General features: G+C 69.6%; 16 protein-coding genes. All 16 read right to left on the reverse strand.

Annotated features, from left to right (window positions below; all coding sequences use genetic code 11):
• Positions 1 to 3: 3 nt before the first annotated feature.
• Positions 4 to 1,575, reverse strand: a complete 1,572-nt coding sequence (gene atpA, locus N7925_RS09960; protein WP_265599318.1) for a F0F1 ATP synthase subunit alpha — start codon at positions 1,573 to 1,575, stop codon at positions 4 to 6.
• A gap of 135 nt (positions 1,576 to 1,710) precedes the next feature.
• Positions 1,711 to 2,526 carry a F0F1 ATP synthase subunit delta gene (locus N7925_RS09965; RefSeq protein WP_265599319.1) on the reverse strand — a complete coding sequence of 272 codons (816 nt, stop codon included), beginning with the start codon at positions 2,524 to 2,526 and terminating at the stop codon, positions 1,711 to 1,713.
• Complete coding sequence (locus N7925_RS09970; RefSeq protein ID WP_003966253.1) at positions 2,523 to 3,059, reverse strand: F0F1 ATP synthase subunit B; 537 nt, start codon at positions 3,057 to 3,059, stop codon at positions 2,523 to 2,525. The genes N7925_RS09965 and N7925_RS09970 overlap by 4 nt, the downstream gene beginning before the upstream one ends.
• A gap of 37 nt (positions 3,060 to 3,096) precedes the next feature.
• A complete protein-coding gene (gene atpE / locus N7925_RS09975) occupies positions 3,097 to 3,333 on the reverse strand; it encodes an ATP synthase F0 subunit C (protein ID WP_003966254.1) in 237 nt (78 codons plus the stop codon).
• 94 nt (positions 3,334 to 3,427) lie between these two features.
• On the reverse strand, positions 3,428 to 4,255 hold the full coding sequence (gene atpB / locus N7925_RS09980; RefSeq protein ID WP_274343653.1) for a F0F1 ATP synthase subunit A: 828 nt from the start codon (positions 4,253 to 4,255) through the stop codon (positions 3,428 to 3,430).
• Between the two features lie 200 nt (positions 4,256 to 4,455).
• Entirely contained in the window at positions 4,456 to 4,896 is a 441-nt protein-coding gene (locus tag N7925_RS09985) for a hypothetical protein (protein ID WP_274343654.1), read from the reverse strand.
• Between the two features lie 267 nt (positions 4,897 to 5,163).
• The gene (locus tag N7925_RS09990; RefSeq protein WP_265599322.1) at positions 5,164 to 6,552 is read right to left on the reverse strand and encodes an MraY family glycosyltransferase; all 1,389 of its coding nucleotides are present in this window, start codon (positions 6,550 to 6,552) and stop codon (positions 5,164 to 5,166) included.
• A gap of 132 nt (positions 6,553 to 6,684) precedes the next feature.
• On the reverse strand, positions 6,685 to 7,971 hold the full coding sequence (gene glyA, locus N7925_RS09995; RefSeq protein ID WP_274343655.1) for a serine hydroxymethyltransferase: 1,287 nt from the start codon (positions 7,969 to 7,971) through the stop codon (positions 6,685 to 6,687).
• Between the two features lie 151 nt (positions 7,972 to 8,122).
• Positions 8,123 to 8,764 (reverse strand): arsenate reductase/protein-tyrosine-phosphatase family protein, encoded by a 642-nt coding sequence (locus N7925_RS10000; RefSeq protein WP_228924070.1) that lies wholly within the window; start codon positions 8,762 to 8,764, stop codon positions 8,123 to 8,125.
• Positions 8,761 to 9,408 (reverse strand): L-threonylcarbamoyladenylate synthase, encoded by a 648-nt coding sequence (locus N7925_RS10005; RefSeq protein ID WP_007447713.1) that lies wholly within the window; start codon positions 9,406 to 9,408, stop codon positions 8,761 to 8,763. Before N7925_RS10005 ends, N7925_RS10000 begins: the two co-directional genes overlap by 4 nt.
• Positions 9,409 to 9,460: 52 nt before the next feature.
• Positions 9,461 to 10,306 (reverse strand): peptide chain release factor N(5)-glutamine methyltransferase, encoded by an 846-nt coding sequence (prmC, locus tag N7925_RS10010; RefSeq protein ID WP_265599325.1) that lies wholly within the window; start codon positions 10,304 to 10,306, stop codon positions 9,461 to 9,463.
• A gap of 46 nt (positions 10,307 to 10,352) precedes the next feature.
• Complete coding sequence (prfA, locus tag N7925_RS10015; protein WP_265599326.1) at positions 10,353 to 11,429, reverse strand: peptide chain release factor 1; 1,077 nt, start codon at positions 11,427 to 11,429, stop codon at positions 10,353 to 10,355.
• A 155-nt stretch (positions 11,430 to 11,584) separates the two neighbouring features.
• On the reverse strand, positions 11,585 to 11,809 hold the full coding sequence (rpmE, locus tag N7925_RS10020) for a 50S ribosomal protein L31 (protein WP_018958997.1): 225 nt from the start codon (positions 11,807 to 11,809) through the stop codon (positions 11,585 to 11,587).
• Positions 11,810 to 11,962: 153 nt separating this feature from the next.
• Positions 11,963 to 13,066 (reverse strand): LCP family protein, encoded by a 1,104-nt coding sequence (locus N7925_RS10025; RefSeq protein WP_274343656.1) that lies wholly within the window; start codon positions 13,064 to 13,066, stop codon positions 11,963 to 11,965.
• 265 nt (positions 13,067 to 13,331) lie between these two features.
• Positions 13,332 to 15,059 carry a trypsin-like serine protease gene (locus N7925_RS10030; protein WP_265599328.1) on the reverse strand — a complete coding sequence of 576 codons (1,728 nt, stop codon included), beginning with the start codon at positions 15,057 to 15,059 and terminating at the stop codon, positions 13,332 to 13,334.
• Between the two features lie 245 nt (positions 15,060 to 15,304).
• Entirely contained in the window at positions 15,305 to 17,374 is a 2,070-nt protein-coding gene (rho, locus tag N7925_RS10035) for a transcription termination factor Rho (protein ID WP_274343657.1), read from the reverse strand.
• Positions 17,375 to 17,409 lie beyond the last annotated feature (35 nt).

The raw sequence follows: 17,409 nt of genomic DNA on the forward strand, positions 1-17,409 counted from the left end.
CGATCAGCCCTCGCCCAGGAGCTTGCCGTCCGAGGTCTCGAACTGCTGCTTGAAGGCGGCGATCGCGTCCGCGATCGACTGCAGCGTGTCGTCGGACATCTTGCCGCCCTCGGCGATGCTGGTCAGGAGGTCCTTGCGCTCACGGCGCAGGTACTCGAGCAGCTCGCCCTCGAAGCGGCGGATGTCCTCGACCGGGACCTCGTCCATCTTGCCCGTGGTGCCGGCCCAGACCGAGACGACCTGCTCCTCCATCGGGAACGGGGCGTACTGCGGCTGCTTCAGCAGCTCGACCATGCGCTTACCGCGCTCCAGCGAGGCCTTCGAGGCCGCGTCCAGGTCGGAACCAAAGGCGGCGAACGCCTCCAGCTCGCGGTACTGGGCGAGGTCCACGCGAAGCCGGCCGGAGACCTGCTTCATGGCCTTGTGCTGGGCGGAGCCACCGACGCGGGAGACCGAGATACCGACGTTGAGCGCCGGACGCTGACCCGCGTTGAACAGGTCGGACTCCAGGAAGCACTGGCCGTCGGTGATGGAGATGACGTTGGTCGGAATGAACGCCGACACGTCGTTCGCCTTGGTCTCGACGATCGGGAGGCCCGTCATCGAACCGGCGCCCATCTCGTCGGAGAGCTTGGCGCAGCGCTCCAGCAGACGCGAGTGCAGGTAGAAGACGTCACCCGGGTAGGCCTCGCGGCCCGGCGGGCGGCGCAGCAGCAGGGACACGGCGCGGTAGGCGTCGGCCTGCTTCGAGAGGTCGTCGAAGATGATCAGGACGTGCTTGCCGGCGTACATCCAGTGCTGGCCGATGGCCGAACCGGTGTACGGCGCCAGGTACTTGAAGCCGGCCGGGTCGGACGCCGGGGCGGCGACGATGGTCGTGTACTCCAGCGCACCGGCCTCTTCGAGCGCACCACGCACGGAGGCGATGGTGGAACCCTTCTGACCGATGGCGACGTAGATGCAGCGCACCTGCTTGTTCACGTCGCCCGAGCGCCAGTTGTCACGCTGGTTGATGATCGTGTCGACGGCCAGAGCGGTCTTACCCGTCTGACGGTCGCCGATGATCAGCTGACGCTGGCCGCGGCCGATCGGCACCATGGCGTCGACGGCCTTGTAGCCGGTCTGCATCGGCTCGTGCACCGACTTGCGGACCATGACGCCAGGGGCCTGCAGCTCGAGGGCGCGGCGGCTGTCGGTCTCGATCTCGCCGAGACCGTCGATCGGGTTGCCGAGCGGGTCGACGACGCGGCCGAGGTAACCCTCGCCGACGCCGACGGAGAGCACCTCACCGGTGCGCTGCACCGGCTGGCCCTCCTCGATGCCGCTGAACTCGCCGAGGACGATCGCACCGATCTCGCGCTCCTCGAGGTTGAGGGCGAGACCGAGGGTGCCGTCCTCGAACTTCAGCAGCTCGTTCGCCATGGCGGAGGGAAGACCCTCCACCTTCGCGATGCCGTCGCCGGCAACGCTGACCGTACCGACCTCCTCGCGCGAGGCCGCGTCCGGCTGGTACGACTGGACAAAGTTATCCAGTGCGTCCCGGATCTCCTCCGGCCGGATCGTGAGCTCCGCCATCTGGGTTCCCTGCTCTCCTTGTTGGGCCCGAAGTTTCTTAAGGGGGTCTGGGGGCCGACCCCCAGGAATCTTCTGCAATTTCTGCACGGCCCAACCGGGCCGCTGGTCTTGCTTGTTCTTCTGCTCTGCGCTGTGTCAGCCGGCCATGCGGCGGGTCGCCTCTTCGAGGCGCTCCGCGACGGTGCCGTTGATGATCTCGTCACCGACGCGCACCGAGATCCCGCCGAGGACCGCGGGGTCCACGTCCAGGTTCAGGTGCATCTGCCGGCCGTAGAGCTTCGCCAGGGCGTCGCCGAGGCGCTGCTTCTGCCGGTCGCTGAGCGGCACCGCCGAGGTGACGACGGCGACCATGCGGTCCCGGCGCTCCGCGGCGAGCTTGGACAGCGAGTCCAGCCCTGCTTCCAGGCTACGTCCACGGGGCTGGGTGACCAGGCGGACGATGATCCGCTCGGTGACCGGCTGCGCCTTGCCGCCGAGCAGGCTGCGCAGCAGCTCGCCCTTGGCGGACGCCGTGGCCGTACGGCTGGTGAGCGCGGAGCGCAGCTCCTTGTCGGAGCCGACGATCCGGCCGAACCGGAACAGCTCGTCCTCGACGTCGTCGAGGCGGCCGCCGCGCTGGGCCGCGGTGAGGTCTGCGGTGTTCGCCAGCTCCTCGACCGAGTCCACCAGGTCACGCGACTGCGACCAGCGGGACCGGACCAGACCGGAGACCAGGTCGACGGTCTCGCCGCCCACCTGTCCGCCGAGCAGACGCGCGGCCAGCTCGGCCTTGCTCTCGCCGCTCTGGGCCGGGTCGGTGAGGACCCGGCGCAGGGATACTTCGCGGTGGAGCAGCGCGGTGACCGATGCCAGCTCCTCGGCGAGCTTCGCCGCGTCGACCGACGTACTGTCGGTCAGCGCGTCGAGACGCTCGCGTGCGGCAGCCAGTGCTTCGCGGCTCGCGCTGTTCATCGGGCTGCCTCGGCCTTCGCCTCGAGCTCGTCGAGGAAACGGTCGACGGTGCCGCTCTGCCGGGCGTGGTCCTGGAGGGACTCGCCGACGAGCTTGCCGGCCAGGTCGGTGGCGAGCTTGCCCACGTCCTGACGCAGCGCCGAGGCGGCGGCCTTGCGGTCGGCCTCGATCTGGGTGTGACCGGCGGCGATGATCTCTTCGCGCTGCCGCTGACCTTCCGCCTTCATCTCCTGGATGATGACGGCACCCTGCTCCTGCGCCTCCTGGCGCAGACGAGCGGCCTCGTGGCGGGCTTCGGCGAGCTGAGCCTTGTACTGCTCAAGAACGCTCTGAGCCTCGATCTGAGCCGATTCGGCCTTCTCGATGCCACCCTCGATCGCCTCGCGGCGCTCTTCCAGGGTCTTGTTGATCACCGGAAGCAGCTTCTTCGAGAAGACGAAGAAGACGATGCCGAAGCAGATCAAGCCGATGACGACTTCAGGCCAGACCGGGAGCAGAGGCATCTGCGGTTCCTCGGCTGCCAGGTACATCATGGTGGACCTTTCGTCGAATGGGGCTACAGCCACAACGTCACTTGACGATGAACGGAACGACGAAGCCGATCAGGGCCAGGGCCTCGACGACGGCGAAGCCGAGCAGCATGTTCTGGCGGATGAGGCCGGCAGCCTCGGGCTGGCGGGCGATGGCCTGCACACCGTTACCGAAGATGATGCCGATGCCGATGCCGGGGCCGATCGCGGCGAGGCCGTAGCCGATGGTGCCGACGTTGCCGTTCACGGCCGCGAGGGTCTCGAAAGCAGCAGACATGTCTGTGGTTCCTTCTCTTGGTGGGTCCGGTGGAAATGGTCTTCGCACCGGGCGACTGGGGATCTGAGGGCGGGAGCCGGGGGCCGGCAGGTCCTCAGTGGGCTTCTTCGAGCGCCTGGGAGAGGTACGTGGCGGTCAGCACGGTGAACACGTAGGCCTGAAGGGCCTGGATGAAGATCTCGAACACGGTGATGACCAGCGTCAGGATGAACGACGCTCCGGCGTAGACCGTGCCCAGGACCGTGCCGAGCATGTACCAGGTGGCGATCGTGAAGATCAGGATCAGGATGTGGCCCGCGAACATGTTCGCGAAGAGTCGAACCGCCAGCGTGAACGGGCGGACGAGCACGTTGGAGACGAACTCCAGCGGCGTCAGCAGCACGTAGATCGGCTTGGGCAGACCGCTCGGGACGCAGAGGTTGCGAATGCCCCCGACGAATCCGTTCGTCCGGAACGTCACCGTCATGTACGTCACCCAGACGACCAGCGCGAGGCCGACGGGGTAGGCGATGACGGAGCTGACCGGGAACTGGGCGAGGGGAATGAGTGCCCAGAGGTTCAGGATCCAGACGAAGAAGAACAGGGAGACCAGCAGAGGAACGAAGGGCTCGCCCTTCTTGCCGATGACCTCTTTGGCGATACCGCGGTGGACGAAGTCGTACAGCGCCTCGGCGACCATCTGCAGCTTGCCCGGGACGACCTTCGACTTCGAGAAGCCGACCCAGAAGAAGGCCAGGATCGCGAAGGTACCGATGATCGCGAGCAACATGGGCTTGTTGAACTCGACAGGCCCAATAGTGAAGAGCGGCTCGAAGATGAACGACCACACACTGGGAGCTTGGAACCCGCAGTCCTTGAACAGGTGGCAGTTCGTCTCGAAGGCGAGCGTCTGGGCGTCAGTCACCAAGAGCTCCTTCTGCATGGCGCATGGATGCGGCTACCTCGTTGTGTCGGAGCGGCGGGTGGCCGCAGGTCGGCACCGGACTGGTTCTTACGGTGAGGAGGCGGCGGCCGGGCCCGAAGCCTCGCGATGAATCAAGCGACCGCCTTGTTGCCCGCGCTCGCACTACCGCAACCGAGACCGGACGATAGCAGCACGTCGAACATGGCTTTATTCCGCCCCTACTCATCACGATCTCCCCCAGGGCCGCCCGGACGGTTCCGGGTGTCCGCTTCGGCGTCGACGTAAAGGGTCTTGCTCCGGGAGTGCAGTACGGCCTGCGTGGTGATCCACGTGATGACGGCCGCGACCAGCGAGAGGGCGAAGACCTGAAGATCGAAGAGCGAGGTGTTCCTGATGCTCAGGATGAAGATGAGCAGGAGCACGAGCTGAGCCGAGTAAATCATCAGCCCCATGCCCTGGAACAGGTGAGGCATGGTCTTGCCGACCCAGTTGAGTGCCAGCAGTCCGAGCGCCATGAAGACGATCACGACCACGCAGCCCACTGCGGCACCGATCGCCCCCTCGCCGCCGGCGAGCAGACCGCCGACGAGCGTGGCGATGGCTCCCACCGCGGCGGTAGGGGTGGCGATGCGCAGTAGTTCGCGCATGTCGGACTGCATGGCGGCAGCTCCACTGGTCTGAGGGGAGGAATGGGGCGTCGTCATGGACGAGCGTAGGCCCGGTCCGCGAGGCGGATTTTCGGGCCAATGGACCGTCCTGCAAGGGTCCTTCGGCTCCGTCACCGGGTCTCGTGAACGGTATCACAAACTATTTGATGAGGTCTTTACCTCAAAGGTGTGCCAACTGTCACACATGAGAGTGAGTCCGCGCGTGTGTGCACGACAAGACGGCGCAATGTCTGGTAATGCACCGCGAGTTCCGAATCGTCAGTGCGAGGAGTCGATCGAGCGGCGATCCGGGAAGCGCGAACGAGCGCCGATCGCGGTAGCGCCGTTGACGCCGGACACTCCGACCGCCACGGGGGCCCGTTCGGCGGCCTCCTCGTCCATCCGCGCGTCCGACGGGCCCTGTTGGGCCCCGGAAGCCACGGGCGCCGGCCTCTCCTCGTACGGGATGGCCGGATCTTGCTCCGCTCCACGGTGGCGGTAGCGCGGCGGCACGAAGCGGTTGGCCCAGTGCGGGGCACGCGGGGTGAAGCGCGGCATCAGCAGCAGGACGAGGCCCACCGCGCTCGCCGCGATGATGACGAACACGATCCACGAGGACGCCGAGTGCACCGAGTAGCCGACGGCGCCGAAGGCGATGAGGGCCGACCAGAAGTACATGATCAGCACGGCCCGGCTGTGCGAGTGGCCGATCTCCAGCAGCCGGTGGTGCAGGTGGCCCCGGTCGGCGGCGAACGGCGACTGGCCGTTCCAGGTGCGCCGGACGATGGCGAGGACGAGGTCGGCGGCCGGGATCGCGATGATCGTCAGCGGCAGCACCAGCGGGATGAAGACCGGGAGCAGCGCGTGGGTGGCCTCGCGCTCGCTGCCCTCGAAGATCTTCATCAGGTCCGGGTCCACTTGGCCGGTGATCGAGATCGCGCCCGCAGCCAGCACCAGGCCGATCAGCATCGAGCCCGAGTCGCCCATGAAGATCCGCGCCGGATGCATGTTGTGCGGCAGGAAGCCGAGGCACATCCCCATCAGGATCGCCGCGAACAGGGTCGCGGGGGCCGCCGCCTCGATCCCGTATCCCATCCAGAGGCGGTACGCGTACAGGAAGAACGCCGTCGACGCGATGCACACCATGCCCGCCGCGAGCCCGTCCAGGCCGTCGACGAAGTTGACCGCGTTGATCGTGATGACGACCAGCGCCACCGTGAGCAGCGTGCCCTGCCACTGGGTGAGGGCCACCGTGCCGACGCCGGGGATCGGCAGCCACAGGATCGTGAGCCCCTGGATGACCATGACGGCGGCGGCGATCATCTGGCCGCCGAGCTTGATCAGGGCGTCGATCTCGAACTTGTCGTCGAGGACGCCGATCAACCAGATCAGGGCGGCGCCGGAGAGCAACGCCCTCGGCTCGTTGGAGAGTTCGAAGACGCCCTGCAGATTGAAGAGGTGGTCCGCGACGATCAGTCCCGCGCACAGTCCGCCGAACATGGCGATCCCACCGAGCCGGGGTGTCGGCTCGCGGTGGACGTCGCGCGCACGGATCGCGGGCATCGCCCCGACCGCGATGGCGAACTTACGCACCGGTCCGGTCAGCAGATAGGTCACCGCTGCCGTGACACAGAGCGTCAGCAGGTAATCACGCACGGGCTGCCCCACAGAACTCGCCGGCCATCCAAAAACCACACCCTAGTCTCTGAAACAAGGACTCCACGGTACGGGTGATGGTTGCACAGGGTTCGGGTGCCCCGAATACGGCGGAGCGATCCGCTCCGGGTACCGCGGACTCCGCTACCCGGGATACGGCGGATTGCGCGCGGCCAGTTCACGGACCTCCGCCGCGATCGGGCTCACATCGCCCGGCTCCCGTACGGCCGCTCCGAACAGGGCCGCGATCCGGGCCATGTCCCCGTCGTCCATCCCCTGGGTGGTGACGGCGGCCGTGCCCAGCCGGATGCCCCGGGCGTCCCCGTACGGCAGTGCGCAGGTGTCCAGGACCACCCCGGCCGCCGCCAGCCGCTCCCGGGCGGTGCGGCCGTCGACGCCGAGCGGGGCCGGGTCCGCGACGACGATGTGGGTGTCCGTGCCGCCCGTGGTGACCTCGAAGCCCTCCGCCTCCAGGCCGGCGGCGAGCACCCGGGCGTGGGCGACGACCTGGTGGGCGTAGCGGGTGTAGGCGGGGGTCGCCGCCTCCCCGAACGCGACGGCCTTCGCCGCCACCGTGTGCATCTGCGCGCCGCCCTGGGTGAACGGGAACACCGCCCGGTCGATCCGCTCGGCCAGCTCCGCGCCGCACAGGAGCATGCCGCCGCGCGGACCGCGCAGCACCTTGTGCGTGGTGGCGCAGACCACGTCGGCGTACGGGACGGGGCTCGGCGCCGCTCCCCCGGCGATCAGCCCCATCGGGTGGGCGGCGTCCACGATCAGGTACGCGCCCACCTCGTCGGCGATCTCCCGGAACAGCTCGTAGTCGGGGTGGCGGGGGTAGGAGATCGAGCCGCAGACGATCGCCTCGGGGCGGCGGGCGCGGGCCAGCGCGCGGAGCCGGGTGTAGTCGATGAGCCCGGTCTCCGGGTCGACCCCGTAGCCGACGAAGTCGAACCAGCGGCCGGAGAAGTTGCCCGGCGCCCCGTGGGTGAGGTGTCCCCCGTACGGGAGCCCCATCGCGAGCACCGTGTCGCCCGGGCGCAGCAGCGCGGCGTAGGCGGCCAGGACGGCCGAGGAGCCGGAGTGCGGCTGCACGTTGGCGTGTTCGGCGCCGAAGAGGGCGGTGGCCCGGCGGACCGCGATGCGTTCGGCGGCGTCCGCGTGCTCGCAGCCGCCGTGGTGGCGGGCGCCCGGGTACCCCTCGGCGTACTTGTTGGCGAGCGGGGAGCCGAGGGCTGCGAGGACCGCGGGCGAGGCGAAGTTCTCGGCGGCGATCAGCTGGAGGGTGGCGGCCTGTCTGCCGGTCTCCGCCAGCAGTACTCCGGCGACCTCCGGGTCCTGGCGGAGCAGGGCGTCGAAGTCCTGGGGCAGGGCGGCGGGCGCGGGCGACACGGCTGCGGGTGCGGGTGCGGCGGGAGAGGTGACCGGCATGGGACGGCTCCGGGCCTGGAGGTGGGTGCGCCGGCGAGGGGTGCCGGTGTCCGTTCCAATGTAGGCCGGGGCCGGGCGCCGTGCCCGCTGTCGCGGGGCGCCGTACGCCGGTCGGCGCACCCGCCCCCGGTACGGCGCGGCCGGCTCCTCGTCAGTGCGGGGCGCGTACGCCGGTGAGGGCGGTGACTACGGGGTCGAGCGCCTGGTTGATCTCGTCGCCGATGGAGCGGAAGAAGGTGATGGGGGCGCCGTAGGGGTCGTAGACCTCGTCGGCCTCGGCGGTCGGGGCCAGCAGCCAGCCGCGCAGCGCGGCGGCGGCGCGCACCAGGGCGCGGGCGCGCTCGACGACGCCCTCGTCGCGCGCGTCGGGCAGGGTGGCCGGGTCTATGGCCCGCACCAGCCGGGTGAACTCCTTGAGCGTGAAGGTGCGCAGGCCGGCGGAGTGGCCCATCGAGATGACCTGGGCACGGTGGTCGCGGGTGGCGGTGAGGACCAGGTCGGCGCGGATCACGTGCTCGTCCAGCAGTTCGCGGCCGACGAAGCCGGTGGCGTCCGCTCCGAAGTCGGCGAGGACGACCTCGGCGTTGGCCTCCATGGGCGCGCCCTCGTGGCCCCAGGTGCCGGCGCTCTCCACGATGAGGCCGCCGCTGAGCGGGTCGCCGAGGCGGTCCACCAGGGCATGGCGGGTCAGCCGCTCGGTGATCGGTGAGCGGCAGACGTTGCCGGTGCTGACGTGGAGGATGCGGAAGGTATCGGTCCGCCCCGCTATGCCACGCCCCTCGGGGGCGGTCAATTGGCCACCTCGAGGTCGGGGACCACCTTGCGCAGCTCCTCCGCGGAGAGGGCGCCGGCGCGCAGCAGGACCGGGGTGGCGCCGGTGACGTCCACGATCGAGGACGGCACGATGCCGGGCGTCGGGCCGCCGTCGAGGTAGACGGAGACGGAGTCCCCGAGCATCCCCTGGGCGGCGTCGCAGTCCTCGGGCGAGGGGTGTCCGGTGAGGTTGGCGCTGGAGACGGCCATCGGGCCGACCTCGGTGAGCAGCTCGATGGCGACCGGGTGCAGGGGCATCCGGATGGCGACCGTGCCGCGGGTGTCACCGAGGTCCCACTGGAGGGAGGGCTGGTGCTTGGCGACGAGGGTGAGGGCGCCGGGCCAGAAGGCGTCGACGAGCTCCCAGGCCTCCTCGGAGAAGTCGGTGACCAGGCCGTGCAGCGTGTTCGGCGAGCCGATGAGGACGGGGGTGGGCATGTTGCGGCCCCGGCCCTTGGCGTCCAGCAGATCCGCGACGGCCTCCGAGGTGAAGGCGTCCGCACCGATCCCGTACACGGTGTCGGTGGGCAGCACGACCAGTTCGCCCCGGCGGACGGCCGATGCGGCCTCGCGCAGGCCCGTGGTCCGGTCGGTGGCGTCGTTGCAGTCGTATCGCCGAGCCATCAGCCGGCCTCCTGGAGCGGGTACGGGTACGGGTGGTGGTGCCGGGGGCCGGTCACGGCATGGCCTTGCGGGCGGTGGCGAACCGGGGCCGGTTGTTCAGGTCGGGGTGGTCGGCGGCGTCCGCCCAGCCCCGCTCCTCGGTGAAGATCCACGGCACCTGGCCGCCCTGGGTGTCGGCGTGCTCGATGACGACGAGGCCGCCGGGGCGCAGCAGACGGTGGGCGGTGCGTTCGATGCCGCGGATGGTGTCGAGGCCGTCCTCGCCCGAGAACAGGGCCATCTCCGGGTCGTGGTCGCGGGCCTCGGGGGCGACGTACTCCCACTCGGTGAGCGGGATGTACGGCGGGTTGGAGATCACCAGGTCGACCTGGCCGTCGAGCTCCGGAAGGGCGCTCAGGGCGTCTCCCTTGTGCACGGTGACCCTGGACCCCTCGGCGTTCTTCCGCGTCCACCTGAGGGCGTCCTCGGAGAGCTCGACGGCGTGCACCCGGGAGCGGGGAACCTCCTGGGCCATGGCGAGGGCGATGGCGCCCGATCCGGTGCACAGGTCGACGACGACGGGCTCGACGACGTCCATCGCGCGCACCGCGTCTATGGCCCAGCCGACGACGGACTCGGTCTCCGGGCGGGGCACGAAGACACCGGGTCCTACCTGGAGCTCCAGGTAGCGGAAGAAGGCGCGGCCGGTGATGTGCTGGAGGGGTTCGCGGGCCTCGCGGCGGGCGATCGTCTCCCAGTACCGGGCGTCGAAGTCGGTGTCGGGCACCGTGTGCAGCGCGCCCCGCTTCACCCCGTGGACGAAGGCCGCGAGTTCCTCGGCGTCGAATCGCGGTGAGGGGACACCGGCGTCGGCCAGCCGCTGGGTGGCCTGGGCCACCTCGGCGAGCAGCAGGTTCATCGCGGTTCTCCGTACGGGTTACGGGTGTGCGGGGCGGGCGGGTCGCTTACGCGTTGGCGAGCTTGGCGGCGGAGTCGGCGTCGACGCATGCCTGGATGACGGCGTCCAGCTCTCCGTCGAGCACCTGGTCCAAGTTGTACGCCTTGAAGCCGACGCGGTGGTCCGAGATGCGGTTTTCCGGGAAGTTGTACGTCCGGATCTTCTCGGAGCGGTCGACGGTGCGGACCTGGCTGCGGCGTACGTCGGAGGCCTCCTGCTCGGCGGCCTCCTGGGCGGCGGCCAGCAGCCGGGAGCGCAGGATGCGCATGGCCTGCTCCTTGTTCTGGAGCTGGCTCTTCTCGTTCTGGCAGGAGGCGACGACGCCGGTGGGCAGGTGCGTGATGCGGACGGCGGAGTCGGTCGTGTTGACGGACTGACCGCCGGGGCCGGAGGAGCGGTAGACGTCGATGCGCAGGTCGTTGGCGTGGATCTCGACGTCGACCTCCTCGGCCTCGGGGGTGACGAGCACGCCCGCGGCGGAGGTGTGGATGCGGCCCTGGGACTCGGTGGAGGGCACGCGCTGCACGCGGTGCACGCCGCCCTCGTACTTCATCCGGGCCCAGACGCCCTGGCCGGGCTCGGTGGCGCCGTTGCCGCCCTTGGTCTTCACGGCGACCTGGACGTCCTTGTAGCCGCCGAGCTCGGACTCGGTGGAGTCGATGATCTCGGTCTTCCAGCCGACGCGCTCGGCGTAGCGCAGGTACATGCGCAGCAGGTCGCCCGCGAACAGGGCGGACTCGTCGCCGCCGGCGCCCGCCTTGATCTCCAGGAGCACGTCCTTGTCGTCGCTGGGGTCGCGCGGGACGAGGAGGAGGCGGAGCTTCTCGGTGAGCTCTTCGCGCTGCTTCTCCAGGTCCTTGACCTCGGCGGCGAAGTCGGGGTCGTCCGCGGCGTACTCGCGGGCGGTCTCGATGTCCTCGCCGGTCTGCTTCCAGGCCCGGTACGTGGAGACGATCGGGGTCAGCTCCGCGTAGCGCTTGTTCAGCTTGCGCGCGTTGGCCTGGTCGGCGTGGACCGACGGGTCGGCGAGCTTCTTCTCGAGACCGGTGTGTTCACCGATCAATTCCTCGACCGCCTCGAACATTCGGGGGCTCCTGGTTGGTTTCACGTCTGCGGGCCTGCTGGAGGGCGTACTGCCGGGTGGGGCGTCCGGCAGGGCTCCCCCGGGCACCCGACCGGAAAAAACGCCGGTTCCGACGCCCCCGGGAAGAGGGCGCCGAGAACCGGCGCAGTGGCTCGCTACTTGCTGGCGGAGCCGGCAGCCTTGCCGAAGCGGGCCTCGAAGCGGGCCACGCGGCCGCCGGTGTCGAGGATCTTCTGCTTGCCCGTGTAGAACGGGTGGCACTCGGAGCAGACGTCGGCGCGGATGTTGCCGCTGTCGATGGTGCTCCGGGTGGTGAACGACGCACCGCAGGTGCAGCTGACCTGCGTCTCGACGTACTCGGGGTGGATGTCGCGCTTCAAGGTGTCTCCTTGTTTCGGGAGGGCGCCGGGTCGTCCGCGCGGATTGCGCGGCCGTGAACCGGGGCCGACGTACCAGTCTGCCAGGACCGGCCGTATCTCCCAAAACCGGGGGCGGAGCGCAGGTATTCCCGGACGGAGCGTGACGGGTGGTCGCTACTCGACGACCTCGGCGGCGTCGCCCTTGTCACCGGCCGACTTCTCGGTGGCGGAGGCGGGGATCGGCCGGTCGTGTGCGAGGGCGGCCCAGACCTGCCGGCCGGCCTTCTCCTGCGGCAGGACCCGGTTCGGGTCGGCCGGGTCGTACTCCACGGGCAGGGTCACCATGTGGACCCTCTTGGCGTTCAGCCCCTTGAGGCCCTTGGCGAAACCGGTGAGCTTCTTGACGGAGCCGAGCCCGGAGTCGGTGGTGACGGCCTGGGTGGCGGCGTCCGCGAGGCCGTAGAGCTTGGTGGGGCTGGTGAACACCCCGACGCTCTTCGCCTGCTCCATCAGCGCCTTGATGAACGCCTGCTGGAGCTGGATGCGCCCGAGGTCGCTGCCGTCGCCGACGCTCTTGCGCGTACGGACAAGGCCGAGGGACTCCTCGCCGTTCAGCGTGTGGGTGCCCGGCTCCAGGTCCAGGTGGCTCTTGGAGTCGTCGATCGCGGTCCTCGTGGTGATCTCCACGCCGCCGAGCTCGTCGATGAGCTCCTTGAAGCCGGTGAAGTCGACTTCCAGGTAGTGGTCCATGCGGATGCCGGACATCGATTCGACGGTCTTCACCGCGCAGGCGGGCCCGCCGACCTCGTAGGCGGTGTTGAACATCGCCCGGTGTTCGGCGGGGACCTCGTCGCCGGTGGTGTCGCTCTCGCAGGCGGGGCGCTCTATCAGGGTGTCGCGGGGTATCGAGACGACGCTCGCGGACTTGTGGCCCTTGTCGACGTGCAGGACCATCGCCGTGTCCGAGCGGGCCGCGCCCTCGTCCTCGCCGTACTTCCCGTTGTCGCCGGAGCGCGAGTCGGAGCCCAGCACCAGGATGTCCTGCGAGCCGTCGTCCACGTCGTCGGGACGGTCGGTGCCGAGCTTGGCGTCGATGTCGATGCTGGAGAGGTTGCCGTCGAGCGCCAGGTATGCGTATCCGAGTCCGGTCCCGCCGACGACCACGACACCCGCCGCCGTCCAGGCCGCGACGACCTTGGCCCGGTGCCGGCGGGACGGCTTCCTCCGTCGGCTGCCGGTGCCGCGTATGCGGCCGGCGCTCCTGCTCTGCTCGCTCACGCGTCTCCTCGTCACTCCTGTGGCCCGTCTGCCCCCCTGCCGTGGTGGTGTTCCACGCGCGGTCGGCCTCTCCTGACGGACGGCCGAAGCAGCAAGAAGGGTTGCATACGCGGCTGTGGCCCCCGTCGGAGGACGGGGGCCACAGGACGCTCGGGCGAACGGGCCTTGAGGCGGCGTTCACCTGGGGATTCGTGCTCGGTACCGCGATGTGGCGGACGGTCCGGGGACCGGGGCCGGTGTGGCCAAGGTCTCGGGCCGGCCGAGGTCAGCCGAAGAGGTCGAATCCGCTCCAGCCGGTGCCGGCCTGCAGCTTCGGCCCGAAGGGCTTGGTCGCCGAACCGCTGGTCGGGTAGAACCACATCGTCCCGGCGCTGTCACGGACGGTGAGGTCCGCCTTGCCGTCACCGGTGTTGTCCCCGGTGGCGATGTAGGCCGAGAAGTTCCAGCCGGTGCCGACCAGGATCTTGTTGGCGAACGGCGAGGCGACGTTGTGCCGGCCCGCGTAGAGCCACAGCTGGCCCTTCCCGTCACGGGCCAGCAGGTCGGGAATGCCGTCGCCGCTGTAGTCGCCCTTGCCGAACACATTCAGCGAGCCCCAGCCGGTACCGGCCTCGCTCTTGGACCCGAAGGTGCCGTCGCCCTTGCCCGGGTAGGTCACCAGGGTGCCGGTGCCGTCAATACCGACGAGGTCGGGGTTGCCGTCCCCGGTGACGTCCCCGGGGAAGAGGATGTTCTTGAAGGAGGACCAGCCCGTGCCGATCCTCTTCTCCGCCCACTCGGTCCCGTCGAAGTAGAACCAGTAGAGGTCACCGTCGACGCGGTAGATGTAGTCCTGGAAGTAGTCACGGTCCCAGTCGACCTGACGTATCAGGTCGACCGCGCCCCAGTTGCCGAGTGCGGCGGAGGAGCCGAATGCCTGGCCGGTGGAGTAGTACTCGAACGCCTCGCCATTCGACTTCCGGGCGAACAGGTCCGCCGTCGCGTCGAAGTTCAGGTTGGCGTCGTCCACTCGGGGGTTGATCTCCCCGAAGAACGAGCTGACCTTGGAATAGACGCTGTACGCACCGGTGGCGACGCAGTCCCGCACGCCCCACGAAACCACGCCCGCGATACGGCCGTTGACCACGAGCGGACCGCCCGAGTCACCGTTGCACGGCGATACGGTGCCCTCGTCCTGGCCGACGGCCGGGTCCCCCGCGCACGTCATCTTCCCGGGCACGAATTCGGAGCCGTAGAAGGACGAGCAGGTGGAGTCGGCGTTGACCGGCACCGTGGCCTTGCGCAGCGTCGGCGAGATGGCGTCGCTGGTGGAGCTGGTGCGGCCCCAGCCGTAGACGGTGGCGCGGGTGCCTTGCTCGTACAGCGCCGTATCGGCGCCGGAGGCCGGCTGGAGCGTCTTGTACGGGAGGGCCGCGCCCAGCGTCAGCACGGCGACGTCGCTGCTCAATTCGGCGTCGTCGTAAGCGGGGTGGACCCACTGACGCCAGACGCCCACGGCCTGGCCGCCGTTCAGGTCATCGCCGACCGGGAGCTTGGCGGTGCCGCCCAGGACGGCGCCGTTCTTGTTCCAGTCCAGTCCGTCCACGCAGTGCGCGGCGGTCAGGACCTTGGCGGGTGCGACGAGCGTGCCACCGCAGAAGTAGCTCTCGTCGTCCGCGGTGCCGGAGGTTCCCTTGTCGTCGTAGTAGTGCAGCTGCACCATCCACGGCGCCTCGGAGATCAGGGCTTCGGACCCCCCGATGATCTTCGGATCGGCGGTGCGCTCCGGCGCCGGTTCCGTGGTTCCGCCGGGCGCGGGCGCACCCGACTCGCCCTCCGCCAGTCTGGCGGCCGACCCCTTGACGGTGTCGAGCAGTTCGGCCTGCGGTACGTCGGACCGCTTCTGGGTGTTCTGCTTGCCCGGAAGCGGGACCGTGTCCGCGGCCTGCGCGGGAACGGAGGCGAGTGCCCCCGCTGCCAGAGCGAGCACGGCAGTTGCCACGGGGAGGGTCATGAAACCCCTCCGTCTGCCAGATGTCACAGGACTCCCCTCGATGGACACGGCACACCTCGGTGACCGTGCCGCGTACGTGCGTGCGAAGGAGAGAGTTCTCCCCACTGGAGACATCACAGTGGGCGTATAGAAAATACGTTCCCCCCCACCTACTGCCGCTGATCGTATAACGCGAAAACGCCCTCGTCACCGGGGTAACGGGGCGCTTTCACAGAACAGCGGAACAGCGGAACAGCGGGAGAACGTCAGTCGTTGCCGTTTCCGCTGCCCGGCGTCGTCTTCTGGATCTGGAGCAGGAACTCCGCGTTGGACTGGGTCTTCTTCATCCGGTCCAGGAGGAGCTCGATCGCCTGCTGCTGGTCGAGCGCGTGCAGCACCCGGCGCAGCTTCCAGACGACCGCCAGCTCGTCGGTGCCGAGCAGGATCTCTTCCTTACGGGTGGAGGACGCGTCGACGTCCACCGCCGGGAAGATCCGCTTGTCCGAGAGCTTCCGGTCGAGCTTGAGCTCCATGTTACCGGTGCCCTTGAACTCCTCGAAGATCACCTCGTCCATGCGCGAGCCGGTCTCGACGAGCGCGGTGGCGAGGATGGTCAGCGAGCCGCCGTCCTCGATGTTGCGCGCGGCACCGAAGAAGCGCTTCGGGGGGTAGAGCGCGGTCGAGTCGACACCACCGGACAGGATGCGGCCGGAGGCCGGCGCCGCGAGGTTGTACGCGCGGCCCAGACGGGTGATCGAGTCGAGCAGGACGACCACGTCGTGACCCAGCTCGACGAGACGCTTGGCACGCTCGATGGCCAGCTCGGCGACGGTGGTGTGGTCCTCGGCGGGACGGTCGAAGGTGGAGGAGATGACCTCGCCCTTCACCGACCGCTGCATGTCGGTGACCTCTTCCGGACGCTCGTCGACCAGGACGACCATCAGGTGGCACTCGGGGCTGTTGACCGTGATCGCGTTGGCGATCGCCTGAAGGATCATGGTCTTGCCGGTCTTCGGCGGGGCCACGATGAGCCCGCGCTGACCCTTGCCGATCGGGGCCACCAGGTCGACGATCCGCGTCGTCAGGATGTTGGAGTCGGTCTCCAGACGGAGCCGGTCCTGCGGGTAGAGCGGGGTCAGCTTCTGAAACTCGGGGCGGCCGCGGCCCGACTCCGGGGCCATGCCGTTGACCGAGTCGAGGCGGACCAGCGCGTTGAACTTCTCGCGCCGCTCGCCGTCCTTGGGCTGGCGCACCGCGCCGGTGACGTGGTCGCCCTTGCGCAGGCCGTTCTTGCGGACCTGGGCGAGCGAGACATACACGTCGTTCGGGCCCGGCAGGTAGCCGGAGGTCCGGATGAACGCGTAGTTGTCGAGGATGTCCAGGATGCCCGCGACGGGGATCAGGACGTCGTCGTCGGCCACCTGCACATCGCTGGCGAAGTCGTCGCGCCCGCGACGGCCACGGCGGTCGCGGTAGCGGCCGCGACGCCCGCGACGGCCGCCCGCCTCGTCGTCGAAGTCGTCCTGCGGACCGTTGTCACGGTTCTGCTGGCCCTGCCCCTGGCCCTGACCGCCACCGCCCTGGCCCTGCCCTTGGCCCTGGCCCTGGCGCTGCGGGCGCTGCCCGCCACCGCCTTGCTGGCCCTGGTCGTCGCCCTTGCCGCGGCGGTCGCGCTGACGCTCACGCCGCTCACCGCGGTCGCCACGCTCGCCGCGGCCCTGACGGTCGCCGCGACGACCCTCGGCCGTGTCGGCGGCGGCCTCGGCCTTGGCGTCGCCCTTCGGCTCGCCCCGCTCCTCGGTCTTCTGCTCGGCCTGGGGCTCCGCCTTGGCCTTGACCTCGGTCGTGACCTCGGTCTTGGTGTCGGGGCTGCCCGCCTGCGCGGTCGCACGACGGCGACGACGCTCGCCCGCGGGCTGCTCGTCGCTGGCCGGCTGACCGGGGATGTCGATCTGCTGCTGGGCCGCGTCCTTCTCGGCGGCGGCGGCAGCGGGCTCGTCCCCGGTGCGCGCCTTCGAGGTCGCGCGGCGCTTCGGCTTGCTCTCCGCCTCGGCGGGGGCCTCTGCGGCCTTGGAGGAGGCCTTGGGGGCGGCAGATCCGCCACCCGCCTGCGCCTCCTTGATGACCTCGATCAGCTGGCTCTTGCGCATCCGCGCAGTGCCCCTGATGCCGAGGCCGGACGCGACCTGCTGCAGCTCGGCCAGGACCATGCCCTCGAGGCCGGTGCCGGAGCGGCGGCGCCGTGCGGTGGTGCCAGTGGCAGCACCTTCGGCGGGCGCGGCGCTGTCGACGCTCTTGTCGGCAGTCACGCCCATCAGATCGGTGGTGTCGCTCACGAAGGGTCCTTCCCTGGAGCGGACGTCGGCCTTCT

Source organism: Streptomyces sp. CA-278952, assembly GCF_028747205.1.
In the GTDB taxonomy this organism is placed as follows: domain Bacteria; phylum Actinomycetota; class Actinomycetes; order Streptomycetales; family Streptomycetaceae; genus Streptomyces.

Coding starts and splice junctions, on each gene's coding strand:
- atpA (WP_265599318.1), bottom strand. CDS start 1,575: ATGGCGGAGCTCACGATCCGGCCGGAGGAGATCCGGGACGCACTGGAT.
- N7925_RS09965 (WP_265599319.1), bottom strand. CDS start 2,526: ATGAACAGCGCGAGCCGCGAAGCACTGGCTGCCGCACGCGAGCGTCTC.
- N7925_RS09970 (WP_003966253.1), bottom strand. CDS start 3,059: ATGATGTACCTGGCAGCCGAGGAACCGCAGATGCCTCTGCTCCCGGTC.
- atpE (WP_003966254.1), bottom strand. CDS start 3,333: ATGTCTGCTGCTTTCGAGACCCTCGCGGCCGTGAACGGCAACGTCGGC.
- atpB (WP_274343653.1), bottom strand. CDS start 4,255: ATGCAGAAGGAGCTCTTGGTGACTGACGCCCAGACGCTCGCCTTCGAG.
- N7925_RS09985 (WP_274343654.1), bottom strand. CDS start 4,896: ATGCAGTCCGACATGCGCGAACTACTGCGCATCGCCACCCCTACCGCC.
- glyA (WP_274343655.1), bottom strand. CDS start 7,971: ATGCCGGTCACCTCTCCCGCCGCACCCGCACCCGCAGCCGTGTCGCCC.
- N7925_RS10005 (WP_007447713.1), bottom strand. CDS start 9,408: ATGGCTCGGCGATACGACTGCAACGACGCCACCGACCGGACCACGGGC.
- prmC (WP_265599325.1), bottom strand. CDS start 10,306: ATGAACCTGCTGCTCGCCGAGGTGGCCCAGGCCACCCAGCGGCTGGCC.
- prfA (WP_265599326.1), bottom strand. CDS start 11,429: ATGTTCGAGGCGGTCGAGGAATTGATCGGTGAACACACCGGTCTCGAG.
- N7925_RS10030 (WP_265599328.1), bottom strand. CDS start 15,059: ATGACCCTCCCCGTGGCAACTGCCGTGCTCGCTCTGGCAGCGGGGGCA.